This window comes from Streptococcus sanguinis (assembly GCF_001078705.1).
In the GTDB taxonomy this organism is placed as follows: Bacteria; Bacillota; Bacilli; order Lactobacillales; family Streptococcaceae; genus Streptococcus; species Streptococcus sanguinis_D.
Window position 1 is genome coordinate 1,102,223 of record NZ_CDMW01000001.1, and the last position, 14,929, is coordinate 1,117,151.

The 14,929-nt window shown below is 41.8% G+C and carries 18 protein-coding genes; 12 read left to right on the forward strand and 6 right to left on the reverse strand.

Annotated features, from left to right (window positions below; translation table 11 throughout):
* The first annotated feature begins 196 nt into the window (after positions 1-196).
* From SSV_RS05465 to SSV_RS05485, 5 genes are all read left to right on the forward strand, one after another.
* On the forward strand, positions 197-880 hold the full coding sequence (locus SSV_RS05465) for a phosphopantothenate--cysteine ligase (RefSeq protein ID WP_072073996.1): 684 nt from the start codon (positions 197-199) through the stop codon (positions 878-880).
* Between the two features lie 11 nt (positions 881-891).
* The gene (coaC, locus tag SSV_RS05470; protein ID WP_032906563.1) at positions 892-1,443 is read left to right on the forward strand and encodes a phosphopantothenoylcysteine decarboxylase; all 552 of its coding nucleotides are present in this window, start codon (positions 892-894) and stop codon (positions 1,441-1,443) included.
* Positions 1,427-1,990 carry an ECF transporter S component gene (locus tag SSV_RS05475; protein ID WP_072073997.1) on the forward strand — a complete coding sequence of 188 codons (564 nt, stop codon included), beginning with the start codon at positions 1,427-1,429 and terminating at the stop codon, positions 1,988-1,990. The genes coaC and SSV_RS05475 overlap by 17 nt, the downstream gene beginning before the upstream one ends.
* Positions 1,991-2,228: 238 nt before the next feature.
* Positions 2,229-3,947, forward strand: coding sequence for a phospho-sugar mutase (locus SSV_RS05480; RefSeq protein ID WP_072073998.1), 1,719 nt, complete (start codon positions 2,229-2,231; stop codon positions 3,945-3,947).
* 124 nt (positions 3,948-4,071) lie between these two features.
* Complete coding sequence (locus SSV_RS05485) at positions 4,072-4,419, forward strand: DUF6568 family protein (protein ID WP_072073999.1); 348 nt, start codon at positions 4,072-4,074, stop codon at positions 4,417-4,419.
* Positions 4,420-4,462: 43 nt separating this feature from the next.
* On the opposite strand, the gene mutY is transcribed toward SSV_RS05485, so the two are convergent.
* The 5 genes from mutY to SSV_RS05510 form a co-directional block, all read right to left on the reverse strand.
* Entirely contained in the window at positions 4,463-5,623 is a 1,161-nt protein-coding gene (gene mutY / locus SSV_RS05490) for an A/G-specific adenine glycosylase (RefSeq protein ID WP_072074919.1), read from the reverse strand.
* Positions 5,624-5,688: 65 nt separating this feature from the next.
* Positions 5,689-6,666: a phosphate acetyltransferase gene (pta, locus tag SSV_RS05495; RefSeq protein ID WP_072074000.1), complete on the reverse strand. Its 978-nt coding sequence runs from the start codon at positions 6,664-6,666 to the stop codon at positions 5,689-5,691.
* Between the two features lie 20 nt (positions 6,667-6,686).
* Entirely contained in the window at positions 6,687-7,577 is an 891-nt protein-coding gene (locus SSV_RS05500; protein ID WP_072074001.1) for an RluA family pseudouridine synthase, read from the reverse strand.
* Positions 7,574-8,401 carry an NAD kinase gene (locus tag SSV_RS05505; protein WP_176693566.1) on the reverse strand — a complete coding sequence of 276 codons (828 nt, stop codon included), beginning with the start codon at positions 8,399-8,401 and terminating at the stop codon, positions 7,574-7,576. The genes SSV_RS05500 and SSV_RS05505 overlap by 4 nt, the downstream gene beginning before the upstream one ends.
* A complete protein-coding gene (locus tag SSV_RS05510; protein ID WP_072074003.1) occupies positions 8,376-9,047 on the reverse strand; it encodes a GTP diphosphokinase in 672 nt (223 codons plus the stop codon). The genes SSV_RS05505 and SSV_RS05510 overlap by 26 nt, the downstream gene beginning before the upstream one ends.
* A 100-nt stretch (positions 9,048-9,147) precedes the next feature.
* On the opposite strand from SSV_RS05510, the gene SSV_RS05515 reads away from it, so the two are divergent.
* From SSV_RS05515 to SSV_RS05545, 7 genes are all read left to right on the forward strand, one after another.
* Complete coding sequence (locus SSV_RS05515; protein ID WP_304362496.1) at positions 9,148-9,711, forward strand: CYTH domain-containing protein; 564 nt, start codon at positions 9,148-9,150, stop codon at positions 9,709-9,711.
* Between the two features lie 135 nt (positions 9,712-9,846).
* The gene (locus tag SSV_RS05520; RefSeq protein ID WP_072074005.1) at positions 9,847-10,803 is read left to right on the forward strand and encodes a ribose-phosphate diphosphokinase; all 957 of its coding nucleotides are present in this window, start codon (positions 9,847-9,849) and stop codon (positions 10,801-10,803) included.
* Between the two features lie 10 nt (positions 10,804-10,813).
* Positions 10,814-11,926, forward strand: a complete 1,113-nt coding sequence (locus SSV_RS05525) for a cysteine desulfurase family protein (RefSeq protein ID WP_304362497.1) — start codon at positions 10,814-10,816, stop codon at positions 11,924-11,926.
* Position 11,927: 1 nt separating this feature from the next.
* Positions 11,928-12,275 (forward strand): DUF1831 domain-containing protein, encoded by a 348-nt coding sequence (locus tag SSV_RS05530; RefSeq protein ID WP_002902952.1) that lies wholly within the window; start codon positions 11,928-11,930, stop codon positions 12,273-12,275.
* 122 nt (positions 12,276-12,397) lie between these two features.
* Positions 12,398-12,619 (forward strand): DUF4649 family protein, encoded by a 222-nt coding sequence (locus tag SSV_RS05535; RefSeq protein WP_002900305.1) that lies wholly within the window; start codon positions 12,398-12,400, stop codon positions 12,617-12,619.
* Between the two features lie 123 nt (positions 12,620-12,742).
* Entirely contained in the window at positions 12,743-13,390 is a 648-nt protein-coding gene (locus SSV_RS05540) for a redox-sensing transcriptional repressor Rex (protein ID WP_072074007.1), read from the forward strand.
* A 24-nt stretch (positions 13,391-13,414) separates the two neighbouring features.
* Entirely contained in the window at positions 13,415-14,107 is a 693-nt protein-coding gene (locus tag SSV_RS05545; RefSeq protein ID WP_002897520.1) for a gamma-glutamyl-gamma-aminobutyrate hydrolase family protein, read from the forward strand.
* 68 nt (positions 14,108-14,175) lie between these two features.
* Here SSV_RS05545 and radC read toward each other — a convergent pair whose 3' ends face one another.
* Complete coding sequence (gene radC / locus SSV_RS05550) at positions 14,176-14,859, reverse strand: RadC family protein (protein WP_002897519.1); 684 nt, start codon at positions 14,857-14,859, stop codon at positions 14,176-14,178.
* Positions 14,860-14,929: the final 70 nt, after the last annotated feature.

Here is a 14,929-nt window from a genome sequence, read left to right on the forward strand (position 1 = left end):
ATTAATATAAAGATTATAACAAAAAATAGCAAAATCTACATGATTAAGCTCTAAATAGATTTTAATGTTCGGGAAAAACAAAAAACTTGGAAATTTTTGTTCTCTAAACTATAAGATTTTAGAGTCACTTCTCCGCTGTGACACTCTGCAATTAGAATTACTTTACTAAATTTCTTTTTTCTTGTAAAATAGTGCTATGAACATATTGATTACTTCTGGCGGGACCAGCGAGAAAATCGACCGTGTCCGCTCTATTACCAATCATTCGACAGGCAGGCTAGGGAAAATCATAGCTGAAACATTCCTAAATAAGGGTGATCAGGTGACTCTGGTGACGACTTCTAAAGCTGTTCGCCCTGCAGCTCATCCCAACCTTACCATTGTCCAGATTGAAAATGTTGCAGAATTGCTTGAAACCCTAGAGCCGCTCGTTCACACACATGATGTACTGATTCATACAATGGCTGTCTCAGACTACACTCCCGTCTACATGACTGGTTTGGAAACTGTAGCAGCTAGCTCTGATTTGACTGAATTTCTGAATAAGAATAACTCAGAAAGTAAGATTTCTTCTCAGGATGATGTTCAAATTCTTTTTCTCAAAAAGACACCGAAAATCATCAGTCTGATAAAAAAATGGAATCCGCACATTCGCTTGATTGGCTTTAAACTCTTGGTCGATGTTTCTAAGGAAGAGCTACTCAAGACCGCGCGAGCCAGTCTCATAAAAAATCAGGCAGAAATCATTGTCGCCAATGATTTGACAGATATTTCTAACCATGAGCACAAAGCCTATCTTGTCGGAAATGATACTGTAACCCAGGCTCAATCCAAAGAAGAAATTGCTCAGCTCCTCTACCTGCATATCCATAGTCCATAAGGAGGTAAATGATGACACAGATTACCTTAGCCGTCAGTGGCAGCATATCAGCTTACAAGGCTGCTGACATCACCAGTCGTCTAAAGAAAGAGAACTTTGAAGTTGCTGTCCTCATGACAGAGGCAGCGACAGAATTTATCACACCGCTGACTCTACAAGTCTTGTCACAAAGGTCAGTTGCAATTGATATTATGCAAGAACCTGACCCTAGCAAGGTCAATCACATTGACATCGCTAAAGAGTCTGACCTCTTTCTGCTTGCGCCTGCAACAGCTAATACCATCGCTAAACTAGCCAATGGTTTAGCTGATAATATGGTGACTGCTACTGCCCTGGCTCTGCCGCCTCATACGAAGAAAGTTTTGGCTCCAGCTATGAACACTAAGATGTTTGAAAATCCACTAACTCAGCACAATTTGGAGCGTCTACAGCGTTTTGGATGGAAGATTATCCAACCGCGCGAAGCTGTTCTAGCCTGTGGCGATCAGGGGACAGGTGCTCTAGCTGAAATTGATACAATTATTGATACAGTAAAGGAACTTATTTATGAAAAAACAGTCTAAAATTGCTCAAATTGCTATTTTCTTTGCCATTATGTTGGTACTGCACCTGCTCAGCTCAGTCATTTTCAACTTACTTCCAGTACCGATTAAACCTACGATTATTCACATTCCAGTGATTATCGCCAGTATCCTCTATGGCCCTAAAGTCGGAGCTGTTCTAGGTGGCCTTATGGGATGTATCAGCGTTGTCACCAATACCTTGGTATTGCTGCCAACTAGCTATCTCTTTAGCCCTTTTGTACCAAATGGAAGCCTCTCTTCGCTTCTTGTTGCCATGGTGCCTCGCATTCTCATCGGTATCACTCCTTATTTCGTATATAAAGCAATGAAAAATAAGGCTGGCTTGATTGTAGCAGGTTCCGTTGGTTCTGCTACCAATACCATCTTCGTCTTGGGCGGTATTTTCTTTCTCTTTGCAAATGTATACCAAGGTGATATCAAAGCACTTCTGGCTGTGATTTTATCAGCTAATTCCATTGCCGAGTTAATCATTTCTGCGATTTTGACAGCAACTATCATTCCTGCACTTGAAAAAGCCCAAAAATGATGATGATTTAGTTTTCTGGACCAAGCAATGCTTTGGTCTTTTTTTAAGATCGCAATTCAGCTCTACCATCTTGAAATCCTTGAAACAATGCCTTGAAAAGTATTTCATCGTTTTCTAGGTAACCTCTTTCAAAATTAATGAAAATATGCTACAATGAAAGCGATTAAGAAAATTTAAGAGCAGGATTTTTTACTAAAATTTTCCACTCTTCATTTCAAAAATAAAGGAGACTCAACCTATGACTTATCAAGATAACTTCAAAAAATGGCTTGATTATGCTGAACTTCCTGACTATCTTCGCGAAGACTTGAATAGTATGGACGAAAAAACTAAGGAAGATGCCTTTTACACCAATCTTGAGTTTGGTACTGCTGGTATGCGTGGTTTGATTGGCGCTGGTACCAACCGTATTAATATTTATGTTGTCCGTCAGGCAACCGAAGGTTTGGCTCGCTTGATTGAAGAAAAAGGTGATGAGTTCAAAAAACGCGGTGTTGCGATTGCTTACGACTCCCGTCATTTCTCACCAGAATTTGCCTTTGAATCTGCTGCTGTTTTAGCTAAACACGGCATCAAGTCCTATGTCTTTGAAAGTCTGCGCCCAACTCCGGAACTTTCATTTGCGGTACGTCATTTAGGAACTTTTGCTGGTATTATGATTACAGCCAGCCACAACCCTGCTCCATTTAACGGCTACAAGGTATATGGTGAAGACGGCGGACAAATGCCTCCGCATGATGCAGATGCATTGACAGGCTACATCCGTGCCATTGAAAATCCTTTTGCTATTGAGGTCGCTGATGTTGAAGCTGAAAAAGCGTCTGGTCTGATTGAGGTTATTGGTGATGCAATTGACGCTGAATACCTCAAGGAAGTTAAAGATGTCAATATCAATCAAAAACTGATTGATGAATACGGCAAGGACATGAAGATTATCTATACTCCTCTGCATGGTACTGGTGAAATGTTGGCTCGTCGCGCTTTGGCTCAAGCTGGATTTGATTCTGTAGAAGTTGTTGAAGCTCAAGCTGTAGCTGATCCAGACTTCTCTACTGTTAAGTCTCCAAACCCTGAAAGCCAAGCAGCCTTTGCCTTAGCTGAAGAATTAGGCCGCAAGGTTGGTGCAGATGTCTTGGTTGCAACTGACCCAGATGCTGACCGTGTCGGTGTAGAAGTTCTGCAAAAAGACGGCAGCTATCTCAACCTTTCAGGTAACCAAATCGGAGCCATTATGGCTAAATACATCTTGGAAGCTCATAAGAGTGCTGGAACTCTGCCAGCTAACGCAGCTCTCTGCAAGTCTATCGTTTCTACTGATTTGGTGACTAAGATTGCTGAAAGTTATGGCGCAACCATGTTCAATGTCTTGACTGGTTTCAAATTTATCGCTGAAAAGATTCAAGAATTCGAAGAAAAACACAATCACACCTACATGATGGGATTTGAAGAAAGCTTCGGCTATCTGATTAAGCCATTTGTACGTGATAAAGATGCTATCCAAGCTGTTTTGGTCGTGGCTGAGCTTGCTGCCTACTACCGCTCACGTGGCTTGACTCTGGCTGACGGTATTGAAGAAATCTACAAAGAGTATGGTTACTTTGCTGAAAAGACTATCTCTGTGACCTTGTCTGGTGTTGATGGAGCTGAGCAAATCAAGGCTATCATGGCTAAGTTCCGTGACAATGGTCCAAAAGATTTCAACGCTACTGCTATTTCTGTTACTGAAGACTTCAAGGCTCAGACTTCTACTGCCTCAGATGGTACTGTTACAGCTCTGACAACTCCTCCAAGTGATGTGCTGAAATACACCTTGGCTGATGGTTCATGGATTGCTGTCCGTCCATCCGGAACAGAACCAAAAATCAAGTTCTACATTGCTGTTGTCGGTGAAAGCAATGAGGATGCTCAAGCAAAAATTGCTGCTATTGAAGCAGAGATTAATGCCTTTATCAAGTAAAATAATACTATCACCCAATCAACCAGAGAAAGAAATTCACATTCTCTGGTTTTTCGTTTCCGAATCAAGCATTTTTCTGCTTTTTATGGCATACTAGTTTTATCAAAAGAAATGAGGATTATTTATGGAACAATTTGCTCAAAATATTAAAGACTTGGAAGTTACAACTGTTGACCGTGCTCGTCAAGCGATTGCTGACAAAGGGACAGCAACTTTCTTCGTCGGTCGCAAAACTTGCCCCTACTGTCGTAAATTCGCTGCTACTCTCGCTGGCGTGGTCGCTGATACCAAGGCGCATATTTTCTTTATCAACAGTGAAGAAGCTAGCGAATTAGAGAAACTGCAAGCCTTCCGCTCTGAATACAGCATTCCGACGGTTCCTGGTTTCGTTCATGTTCAAGACGGACAAGTATCTGTTCGTTGTGATTCTTCTATGACAGCGGATGAAATTAAAGCTTTTGCAAACTTGTAAAATTGATTCAAAAAAATCTGAGACCAGATGAGTCTCAGATTTTTTATTTATTTCTAGCTTCCTGAAAAGCCTCCCACATCTTCTGCTGGGGTTTGGCAAAGGGGTAATTGCCAAAATCTTCTGGATGAAGCCACATGACCTCCCCATCAGCTGCATGCTGGCTATCTTTAACTCGGCCATAAGCCAGCTGGATATGCCACTTGCGATGACTGAAAACATGCTGCACTTTTGAAAAGGACTGCTGCTGCCAATCAACAATCAAATCATAATCCTGCTCAAAGCTTTCTTGAGGAGACAGATCCAGACTTGGCTGATTTTCAGCCACCTCAAACAAGGACATCTGATTTTCAGTTTGAAATTCCTCGATTTCAATCAAGGGAAAATGCCAAAAACCTGATAACAAGCCAGCAGCCTCATTCTTTTCAAGTAAGAACTGTCCCTGTTCGTTTTCGATAATCAAGCCTTGCAGATAGACCGGAACTGGCTTCTTTTTAGGTGCTTTGATTGGATATTTATCCATTGTTCCGTGCAAATAAGCTGCGCTGAACTCTTTTACAGGACTGTCTTCTGGATGAGGATTAACAGGTGCTTCGATATCTGACCCCAAATCCATCAGTGCCTGATTGAAATCTCCGGGTCTGTCTGGATCAATCAGAATCTCCATCATGGCTTGAAAGACCTTACGATTGCTAGGTTGGCCAATATCTAAATCAACTTCAAACAAGCGACTAAGCACCCGCATGACATTGCCATCTACCGCAGGCTCAGCTAGGCTAAAGGCGATACTAGCAATGGCACCAGCTGTATAAGGTCCAATCCCTTTGAGGCTTGCAATTTCTTCATAGCTATCAGGAAATTTTCCAGCAAAATCCGTCATTATCTGCTGGGCTGCTTTTTGCATATTTCGCACCCGCGAATAATAGCCTAACCCTTCCCAAGCCTTGAGGAGTCTATCTTCTGGCGCCTGCGCTAAGTCAGCTACAGTCGGGAACCAGTCTAGAAAACGCTCGTAGTAAGGAATCACTGTATCAACCCGAGTCTGTTGCAACATAATCTCAGAAACCCATATATGATAAGGATTATTTGTTCTACGCCAAGGCAGATCACGTTTATTTTCATCATACCAAGTCAATAATTTTTCGCGAAAAGAGGCGACTTTATATGCCTCCCACATCTCAATTCCGTATTCTTTCAAATCTAACATAAATCTAGTATAGCATAAGGCAAGAAAAATAGGAGAGCTTATGCCCTCCAATCATTTCCTATCGTTTAATAATGACCTACTGCCTGACTAGCTGTAATCAAAGTCAGCTTATAAACATCATCCGCATTACAGCCTCGAGAAAGGTCATTAACTGGGTGGTTAAGTCCCTGCAGGATAGGTCCTACCGCTGAAAAGCCACCTAAACGCTCTGCCATTTTGTAACTGATATTCCCAGCTTCGATACTTGGGAAGACAAAGACGGTCGCTTGACCAGCCACCGGGCTGCCAGGTGCTTTCAGCTCTGCTGTTGCAGGAACGAAAGCTGCATCAAACTGCAATTCACCATCGATAACCAAGTCTGGACGCATTTCCCGAGCTAGCTTAGTTGCCTCTACTACCTTATCAACCTTCTCTCCGAAACCAGAGCCCTTGGTCGAATAGCTGAGCATAGCAACTTTTGGATCGATACCGAAAATCTGCGCTGTTAAGGCTGAGTTAACAGCAATCTCTGCCAAAATATTGGCATCTGGATCGATATTAATAGCACAGTCACTGAAAATATAGCGTTCGTCATCACGCACCATAAGGAAAGCTCCTGAAGTGCGAGAAACCCAAGGCAGAGTCTTGATGATTTGAAGAGCCGGCCGAACAGTCGCTGCAGTGGAGTGAATCGCACCAGATACCATTCCTTGGACTTTACCAAGATAAACCAACATAACACCAAAGTAGTTGACGTCTTCCTTGAGCAACCGGCGTGCTTCATCAGCTGTGATTTTCCCTTTACGACGCTCAACGAAAGCTTCTACCATTTCCTCAAAGCAGGAACAGTTTGAAGGATCAATAACCTGATACCCTTCTTTTATTCCTTCAATTTCTAGATAAATACGGATTTTATCAGGATTACCCAAAAGAACTGGTGTAATACTGGTTTCTTTCACCAATAGCTTAGTCGCCTGCAGAATACGTGGTTCTTCCCCCTCCGGCAAGACAATCTTTACTTCCTTATCCTTCAAGGCTTCACGAATTGAGTCAAAAATTTTCATGGTTCTTAACACTCCTTTATCTATTTAGCTTTTAATTTCTCGATAACTTGTTTAAAATCTTCCGGCAAAGGACTGGCACGCTCAACTTCCTGTCCGTTAAAAGGATTATAAAATTTCAAAGAATGACAATGTAAAGCCTGACGCTCTATTCCGTGCTCTAAACTCCCTCCATAAAGGTCATCACCCAAAAGCGGAAAGCCAATATGTGAAAAGTGAACGCGGATTTGATGAGTCCGCCCAGTATGAAGATGGATATCCACCAGATAGACATCTCCGAACTGCTCTATGACCTTGTAGCTGGTATGAGCATACTTGCCATCCTTTGTCACGAGTCTCGTAATGATACTCTCAGGGTTGCGCCCAATCGGAGCAATAATCTCACTTTGCTCTTCTAAGTCACCACTCCCCCTAACCAGAGCGTAATAGCGCTTTTCTATCAGCTTCTTCTGCAGCTGCTTGTCCAATCTGGCATGAGCATAGCCATGCTTGGCAAAGAGCATGAGACCACTTGTATCCTTATCAAGACGCGTCACGATATGCACCTGCTGGTTTTCATAGGCCTGACGAATATAGTAAGCCTTGACGAAATTAGCCATAGTGTTGGAATGATTAACACTAGGAATACTGGCTACCCCTGCCGGCTTATCCAAAACCAAGAAATGCTCATCTTCATAGATGATAGACAAATCCTTATCAACAGCCATCAGACTCTCAAATCCCTTTTCAGACGGGATATCAATCGTCACCCTATCGCCAATATCCAAGAGATAAATAGCGTTCTGAGGTTGATGGTTGACAAGAATGTTTCCGCCGGAAAATTTTATCTTTGCCAAGAGGCCTTTGGAAATTTCGTGCCGTTTTAAAAAGGTCTTCACCTTGACATGCTCATCGGCAATAAACTCAAACCTCATTCCTTGCACTCTCCAATAAAGGAGTCTCTGACACGATTCCAAAAGCTGGTATGACTTGGCGATGCCACAAAATGTATCTTATGATTGTCAATCTGATACTCAATACGGACAATATTTTTGAAAGAGAAAGTCTGATTATCAACCGCAATAGTGTGATAATCACTGCGGGTTGGCACCAGCTCAATCTTATCCTTTTTGGGAACAATGACAGACGAACCCAACGTCCGATAAACCCGATTGTTGAGACTGGCAATTTCTGTTACTTGCAAGGCTTCAATCGTCGGATGCAATACCGCTCCGCCCAAAGATTTGTTATAGGCTGTACTGCCCGTAGGAGTAGAAACGGAAATCCCATCTCCTCGGAAACGCTCGAAATGAACCCGATTGATAATGACATCGGCTACCATAGTCCGATCCGAGCGCTTGATTGTTGCTTCGTTCAAAGCACGAATGATGCGTGTATCACCATTTTCAAAAGTAATTTTGACATTTAAAATTGGATATGAAACCTGAGCACCAGAGTCTAATTTGAGATTTTCTACCAGCTTATCCAATTCAAAATCACGGTAGTCCGTATAGAAGCCGAGATGGCCTGTATGCACACCAACAAAGCGAACCCGGTCTAGCCGTTCTTCATACATATGAAAAGCCGATAGCAACATGCCGTCACCACCCACCGAAATCACGATGTCGGGATTCTTAGGAGTTAAAATAAAGCCGTTCTGTTTCAGCTTCTGATTCAAATCTTGATAAACTTGTTCACTCTGTCTTTTCCGATTGCGGATAATCGCTATTTTTTTATCTGTATTCTTCATCTGTATCATCACTATTTCCCACACCGTCATTTAACTTGCGGTGAAGAGGGTCAAAGAGGGCCTGCGCCTCCTGGATAGCGTCACGGATAGCACCCATCTCCTCATCCAGCTGATAGGCTAGGTTAGCTGTGGTTTCCAAGCGGCATTTGATTTCCTCGGGAAATTCTCCTTTATACTTGTAATTCAAAGAATGCTCAATCGTAGCCCAAAAATTCATCGAAAGGGTGCGAATCTGAATTTCAGCCAGAATAAGCCTATGACCATTAATCGTATCAACTGGATACTCTACAATCACATGGTAGCTCCGATAGCCACTGGCTTTTTTGTTTTTGATGTAGTCTCGCTCCTGGACAATACGCATATCGGTCCGGTTTCGCAAGACTTCTAAAACTTCATCCACATCATCGACAAACTGGACCATGACCCGTAAGCCAGCGATATCCTGCATCTCCTGCTCGATATTTTCCTCGCGAATGCCTCGCAGAACCATCTTTTCTTTAATGCTCTCAATCGGCTTGACACGCCCGGTCACAAACTCAATCGGAGAATGACGCTGCTGCTTGCGGTATTGCTTTCGCACCCCACGTAACTTAATTTTCAGCTCTCCAACCGCTTGAATATAGGGGTCTAGAAAATCTTCCCATTCTATTGTCATACACTTACCTTGTCATATCATTATTTTTTGTATAAAATAAACACAACTGTTATTATAACATAAATCGCTTTCAAACAAAAGCAAAGAAAAGGACTTGAAAATGACTCACTTAGAAATTGAATTCAAAACCATGCTGACAAAAGAAGAGCACGACCGTTTGCTCCAGTTGTTTGCTGACATCACTGCCGTTAGCCAGACCAACTACTACATCGAGTCAGACCAGAAAAGTATTCGTCATGCTCACATGGCTTTTCGAGTACGAACTTTTAAGCATCGCGAAGCTGAGCTGACGCTTAAGATTCCTCAAGAAGTCGGAGCCTTGGAACTTAATCAGAACCTGACACCAGCAGAAACTGAAAATATTTTGCAAAATAATATCTTTCCTGCTGGTGAGATTTTAGATACCCTGATTCAAAAAGGACTTCCCATTCAAGACTTAAAAGTTTTAGGTTCTCTAGAGACTATCCGCTATGAAAAGGAAGACGAAATCGGCCTTCTCGCTCTGGATGAGAGCCACTATTTTGGGAAAACAGACTTTGAACTTGAAGTCGAAGTTGAAGATTTCGAAAAAGGAAAAGAAAATTTCCTTGACTTCCTAAAGCAGCACAAGATCGACTACAAGCCTGGCAAGAGCAAAATAGCAAGATTTTCTGAAAACTTGTAAATCCTAAACTACAAAATAGCTGAAATAATCTATTTTTTTTGGTAAAATAAAAGGTAGCAATCTAAAGCCTATTGAAAAATAAATTTCATGGAGCATTAGATATAGAAATGAGACAAAAAGAGGACGGTCCAACTCATGTCAGATAAAAAAAATATGAAGCTTTTTTCCCTCAACTCCAATCATTCCATAGCTGAAAAAATCGCTGAGGCTGCTGGGGTTCCTTTGGGAAAACTATCTTCCCGCCAATTCTCTGATGGCGAGATTCAGATTAATATCGAAGAAAGTGTTCGCGGCTATGATATTTATATCATTCAGTCGACCAGTTTCCCTGTCAACAATCACTTGATGGAGCTCTTGATTATGGTGGATGCCTGCAAGCGTGCCAGTGCTAATACAGTCAATGTTGTTATGCCTTATTTTGGTTACGCTCGTCAGGATCGGACAGCTGCTCCACGTGAGCCAATCACAGCTAAGTTGGTTGCCAACATGCTGGTCGGTGCTGGAGTAGATCGCGTAATTTCTCTGGATCTTCATGCAGTGCAAGTCCAAGGTTTCTTTGATATCCCTGTCGACAACCTTTTCACTATCCCACTCTTTGCCAAACACTACTGCAATAAGGGATTAACTGGTGAAAATGTCGTTGTCGTCAGTCCTAAAAACTCTGGCGTCAAACGCGCCCGCAATCTTGCTGAGTATTTGGATTCCCCGATTGCAATCATTGATTATGGCGAAGACGAGGCAGGTCGCTCTGAGGGCTATATCATTGGAGATGTTGAAGGCAAGAAAGCAATTCTGATTGACGATATTTTAAATACCGGCAGGACTTTCTCTGAAGCGTCTAAAATTGTCAGCCGCGAAGGCGCAGTCGAAATTTATGCCGTATCCAGTCATGGTCTCTTTGCAGATAAAGCTGCAGAATTACTGGATAATTCTCCTATCAGGGAAATTCTTGTGACAGACTCTGTTGATACCAAAGAAAAAACACCTAAAAACCTCCACTACATTACAGCAAGTGAACTGATTGGTGATGCCATTGTCCGCATCCAAGAAAGAAGACCAGTCAGCCCGCTCTTTGCCTATCAAAAGAAATAAGGTAACCGGAGTGATTTATTTAGATAATGCTGCTACAACTGCTTTGTCGCTCGCTGCAATTCAAGCAATGACCAAAACTATGACTGTCTTCGGAAATCCTTCCAGTACGCATAGCCATGGTCGAGAAGCTAGTAAACTCCTTAGGCAGGCGCGTGAAGATATTGCTCAAGCCCTGCATACTCAAAGCAATAAGATTCTTTTTACTTCAGGCGGCACTGAAAGCAATAATACTGCTATCAAAGGCTATGCCCTTCGTCACCAGAACCGAGGAAAGCATATTGTGACCACTGCTATTGAACACCATGCTGTCTTAGAAGTGGTGGAGTACCTAGTAGATAAATTCGGCTTCGAAGCTACTTTTGTTCAGCCGGTAGATGGTCAGATTCGAGCGGAGGATATTAAGAAGGCTCTTAGACCTGACACTATTCTTGTGTCCGTCATGGCAGTTAATAACGAGACGGGTGCCATGCTCCCCATTAAGGAAATTGGTGAATTACTACAAGAACATCCTGCTGCTTTTCACGTTGATGCTGTCCAAGCAATTGGTAAACTTCCCATCTACCCTGACGAGCTAGGGATTGACTTTCTATCTGCTTCAGCGCATAAGTTTCATGGTCCCAAAGGCGTTGGCTTCCTTTATGCCAAGAAGATGGATTTTGACAATTTCATGCACGGTGGCGACCAGGAAGAAAAACACCGGGCCGGAACTGAAAATCTAATCTCTATCACAGGTATGGCGGCGGCTCTGTCAGATAGCACGGAACATCTTGAGGAGAATTTAGCGCATGCGCAAGACTTAAAAAACAGCTTACTTGCTGACTTATCGGACATTGACTTTTACTTAAATGAAAGCCAACCAAGCTTGCCTTACGTCATCAATTTGGGATTTCCCAATCAAAAGAATGACCTGCTTCTGCTTCAAATGGATTTAAATGGCTTTTCCATTTCAACAGGATCAGCCTGCACAGCCGGAGCTATACAACCCAGTCATGTCCTGCAGGCTATGTATGGCAAAGATTCCAACCGCTTGCATGAGTCTATTCGGCTCAGCACTTCGGACCAAACAACTCTGCAAGAGATTCAATCATTTACAAAGAAATTAAAAGAAATTTTAGGAGGATAAGATGGCCTTTCAAACATCTGTTAGCTTAGCAAACTGTGAATATACCTATTCACTTCACCCAAATGTCAAGAAATTTACCTTGCGCGACAATACATTCGCTGAAAGCAAGGTTGGCAACTATGAACTCTCTCGTCTGCTGGAATCTGTTCCCAACAGCGGAAATGGTTTTCTGCTGAAAATCATCGTCAATAAAGATTTGAATGGTTTCAAAATCAATATCACTGACAAATCAGGCCTGCGCTTGGTCAATATTTTCAAATCAGAAGACCATCACATTATCCAGCAAAAATTTTATTTCTTGATGGATAGCTTGGTTGAAAGAAATATTTTTGAAAAGACACCACAATAAGCAAGATTCTCGCAATTTTGCTTTTTTGATTTAGACTCTTTAAAAAACCAAACAAGCTTGACTTCTGCTTAGAACTCTTGAAAATATCAAATGACTAATCGAACCAAAGGAAAGGATTAACGATGGTTGAACTGACCTATTTGGACTCATATAAGGTAAAACGAACACTTACCTATGAAGATTTCGATGAATTTCTTCTAGCCTTCTCTGGCTGCGTTACGGTTCCTGACTCGCTCAAGGTGCTTTCTGTTACGTATAAGGGACACCAGCTGCCTTTTGCAGGGCTAATTGGAGACTTGTACCGCCAGATGTACCAGTTAGACTTAACTCCCTATCAGGACTAATCTCTTCGCAACTGCAACATAACTTAAACGTTAACTCTTTTCTTTTTTAATGATCAAACACTCTTAATTAGTTGATTTTTTCACAAACTTTCTATAAAATAGAATTAGAAAGGTTGTGATTTTGTGAAAACTGAAAAAAATACTACAATTCCCCGAGCTACTGCTAAAAGGCTATCGCTCTACTATCGTATTTTTAAACGTTTTAATGCTGAGAAGATTGAAAAAGCCAACTCCAAACAAATTGCAGAAGCCATTGGTATTGACTCTGCTACTGTCAGACGAGATTTTTCTTATTTCGGTGAACTCGGCCGCAGAGGATTTGGTTACGATGTCAAGAAATTAATGAACTTTTTTGCTGACCTCTTAAACGACAATGCTATTACCAATGTCATGATTGTTGGCGTTGGTAATATGGGACGTGCTCTGCTGCACTATCGTTTTCATGAGCGCAATAAAATGAAGGTTGTAATGGCTTTTGACACAGATGACCATCCAGAAGTTGGCAGCACAACCAGCGATGGGATTCCTATCTATGGAATTTCCCAAATCAAAGAAAAAATACAGTCAGGAAATGTGCAAACTGCTATCCTAACTGTACCTAGCGTAAAAGCTCAAGAAGTCGCATCTATCTTAGTTCAGGCTGGTGTAAAGGGTATTCTCTGTTTCTCACCTGTAAACCTATCCCTGCCTAAGGATGTGGTCGTCCAGTATGTTGACCTGACTAGCGAACTGCAGACTCTGCTCTACTTCATGAGAAAAAATGACAATTAATTTGAAAGAGGTATTAAACAATCTATGGGTAAACCTATTATTGGAATAACCGGAAATGAAAGAGAAATCCCAGACGATCACTTCATCCATATGAGCTATACAGCGACAGGATTCGTTGAGGGTGTCAAAGAAGTTGGCGGAATTCCAATGATTTTGCCAATCGGTGATGAAGAAATGGCGAAACAGTATGTTTCCATTATCGATAAATTAATCATCACAGGCGGTCAGAATGTATGCCCTCAATTCTATGGTGAAGAGAAAACCATTGACAGCGATGATTATCTACTCAAACGGGACATTTTTGAATTAGCTTTAATTAAGGAAGCTCGCCGTCAAAATAAACCAATTTTCACCGTCTGCCGCGGAACCCAACTTTATAATGTCGCTCTAGGTGGTACTCTTCATCAAGACATTGAAGATCATTGGCAAGATAGCTCTGCTGAGTACACAACTCAAAGCATGGTGACCAAGAATGGCTCTATTCTGCATGAAATCTATGGCCCTGCATCTGAAATCAACTCCTTCCACCACCAAAGTATCAAGGATTTGGCTACTGGCCTAGAAGTCATCGCCTATGATCCTCGCGATAAGATTATTGAAGCCATCACTTCTACTGACGGTAGTCCTTTCCTTGGCGTCCAATGGCACCCAGAGTTCTTGTTTGGCTCCAGAGAAGGAGACTTAGCTCTGTTTGATTATGTTGTCAATATTCTTTAGAAGCCTCTATTCCTAGATAAACTTCTGTTCTACACGAATAGAAGTTTTTTATATTCAAGTAAATCAAATTATATCATATCTGTCTCCTCTCGGTAGCTATAGTAGTTGGACTTAGACACAATCAAATGATCCAAAAGAACTAAACCCATCATCTCACAAGCTTCTTTCATATGCTGGGTCACCTCATCGTCGTTTCTGCTGGGAATGACTGAGCCTGATGGATGATTGTGTACCAGTATGATAGATGTCGCTAGATGCTTGAGAGCGTAGTGGAGAATCTCTCTCGGCTCAGCAATGCTTCTGCTTACCGTCCCCATGAAAATTGTCTGCTGGTGAAGAATTTGATTTTGACTATTAAGATAAATGGCAACCAAGCACTCCTGCCTCTTGTCTCCCAATTCCTGCTGCATCTTCTGGGCTAATTTTTGACTGCCCATAATCTGCTCTTTCTGCAGAACCTCTGCTCGATTAATCCGACGACCTAATTCGATAATGGCCTGCAGCTCCACAGCCTTAATCGGACCGATTCCAGAAATAGTCTGCAATTCCTGCAAAGTTAAATACTTAAGATCGTTCAAACTGGAAATCGATGATAAAATTCTTTGAGAAACTTGAAAAACAGTTTCTTTTTTGTTGCCTGTTCTGAGAAAGATCGATAGAAGCTCCTGGTTACTGAGTTTTTCAGCCCCTTCTCTCATCAAACGCTCCCGTGGCATCATGCTAATATCATCTTGAAATGAAATGCTATACATAGAAACCTCCTTACCTTATTATTCGGAAAAAGAGTCAAAATCAGCAAGAATTGATATAAAAAAACTTTTG

Coding starts and splice junctions, on each gene's coding strand:
- SSV_RS05465 (WP_072073996.1), top strand. CDS start 197: ATGAACATATTGATTACTTCTGGCGGGACCAGCGAGAAAATCGACCGT.
- coaC (WP_032906563.1), top strand. CDS start 892: ATGACACAGATTACCTTAGCCGTCAGTGGCAGCATATCAGCTTACAAG.
- SSV_RS05475 (WP_072073997.1), top strand. CDS start 1,427: ATGAAAAAACAGTCTAAAATTGCTCAAATTGCTATTTTCTTTGCCATT.
- SSV_RS05480 (WP_072073998.1), top strand. CDS start 2,229: ATGACTTATCAAGATAACTTCAAAAAATGGCTTGATTATGCTGAACTT.
- SSV_RS05485 (WP_072073999.1), top strand. CDS start 4,072: ATGGAACAATTTGCTCAAAATATTAAAGACTTGGAAGTTACAACTGTT.
- mutY (WP_072074919.1), bottom strand. CDS start 5,623: ATGTTAGATTTGAAAGAATACGGAATTGAGATGTGGGAGGCATATAAA.
- pta (WP_072074000.1), bottom strand. CDS start 6,666: ATGAAAATTTTTGACTCAATTCGTGAAGCCTTGAAGGATAAGGAAGTA.
- SSV_RS05500 (WP_072074001.1), bottom strand. CDS start 7,577: ATGAGGTTTGAGTTTATTGCCGATGAGCATGTCAAGGTGAAGACCTTT.
- SSV_RS05505 (WP_176693566.1), bottom strand. CDS start 8,401: ATGATACAGATGAAGAATACAGATAAAAAAATAGCGATTATCCGCAAT.
- SSV_RS05510 (WP_072074003.1), bottom strand. CDS start 9,047: ATGACAATAGAATGGGAAGATTTTCTAGACCCCTATATTCAAGCGGTT.
- SSV_RS05515 (WP_304362496.1), top strand. CDS start 9,148: ATGACTCACTTAGAAATTGAATTCAAAACCATGCTGACAAAAGAAGAG.
- SSV_RS05520 (WP_072074005.1), top strand. CDS start 9,847: ATGTCAGATAAAAAAAATATGAAGCTTTTTTCCCTCAACTCCAATCAT.
- SSV_RS05530 (WP_002902952.1), top strand. CDS start 11,928: ATGGCCTTTCAAACATCTGTTAGCTTAGCAAACTGTGAATATACCTAT.
- SSV_RS05535 (WP_002900305.1), top strand. CDS start 12,398: ATGGTTGAACTGACCTATTTGGACTCATATAAGGTAAAACGAACACTT.
- SSV_RS05545 (WP_002897520.1), top strand. CDS start 13,415: ATGGGTAAACCTATTATTGGAATAACCGGAAATGAAAGAGAAATCCCA.
- radC (WP_002897519.1), bottom strand. CDS start 14,859: ATGTATAGCATTTCATTTCAAGATGATATTAGCATGATGCCACGGGAG.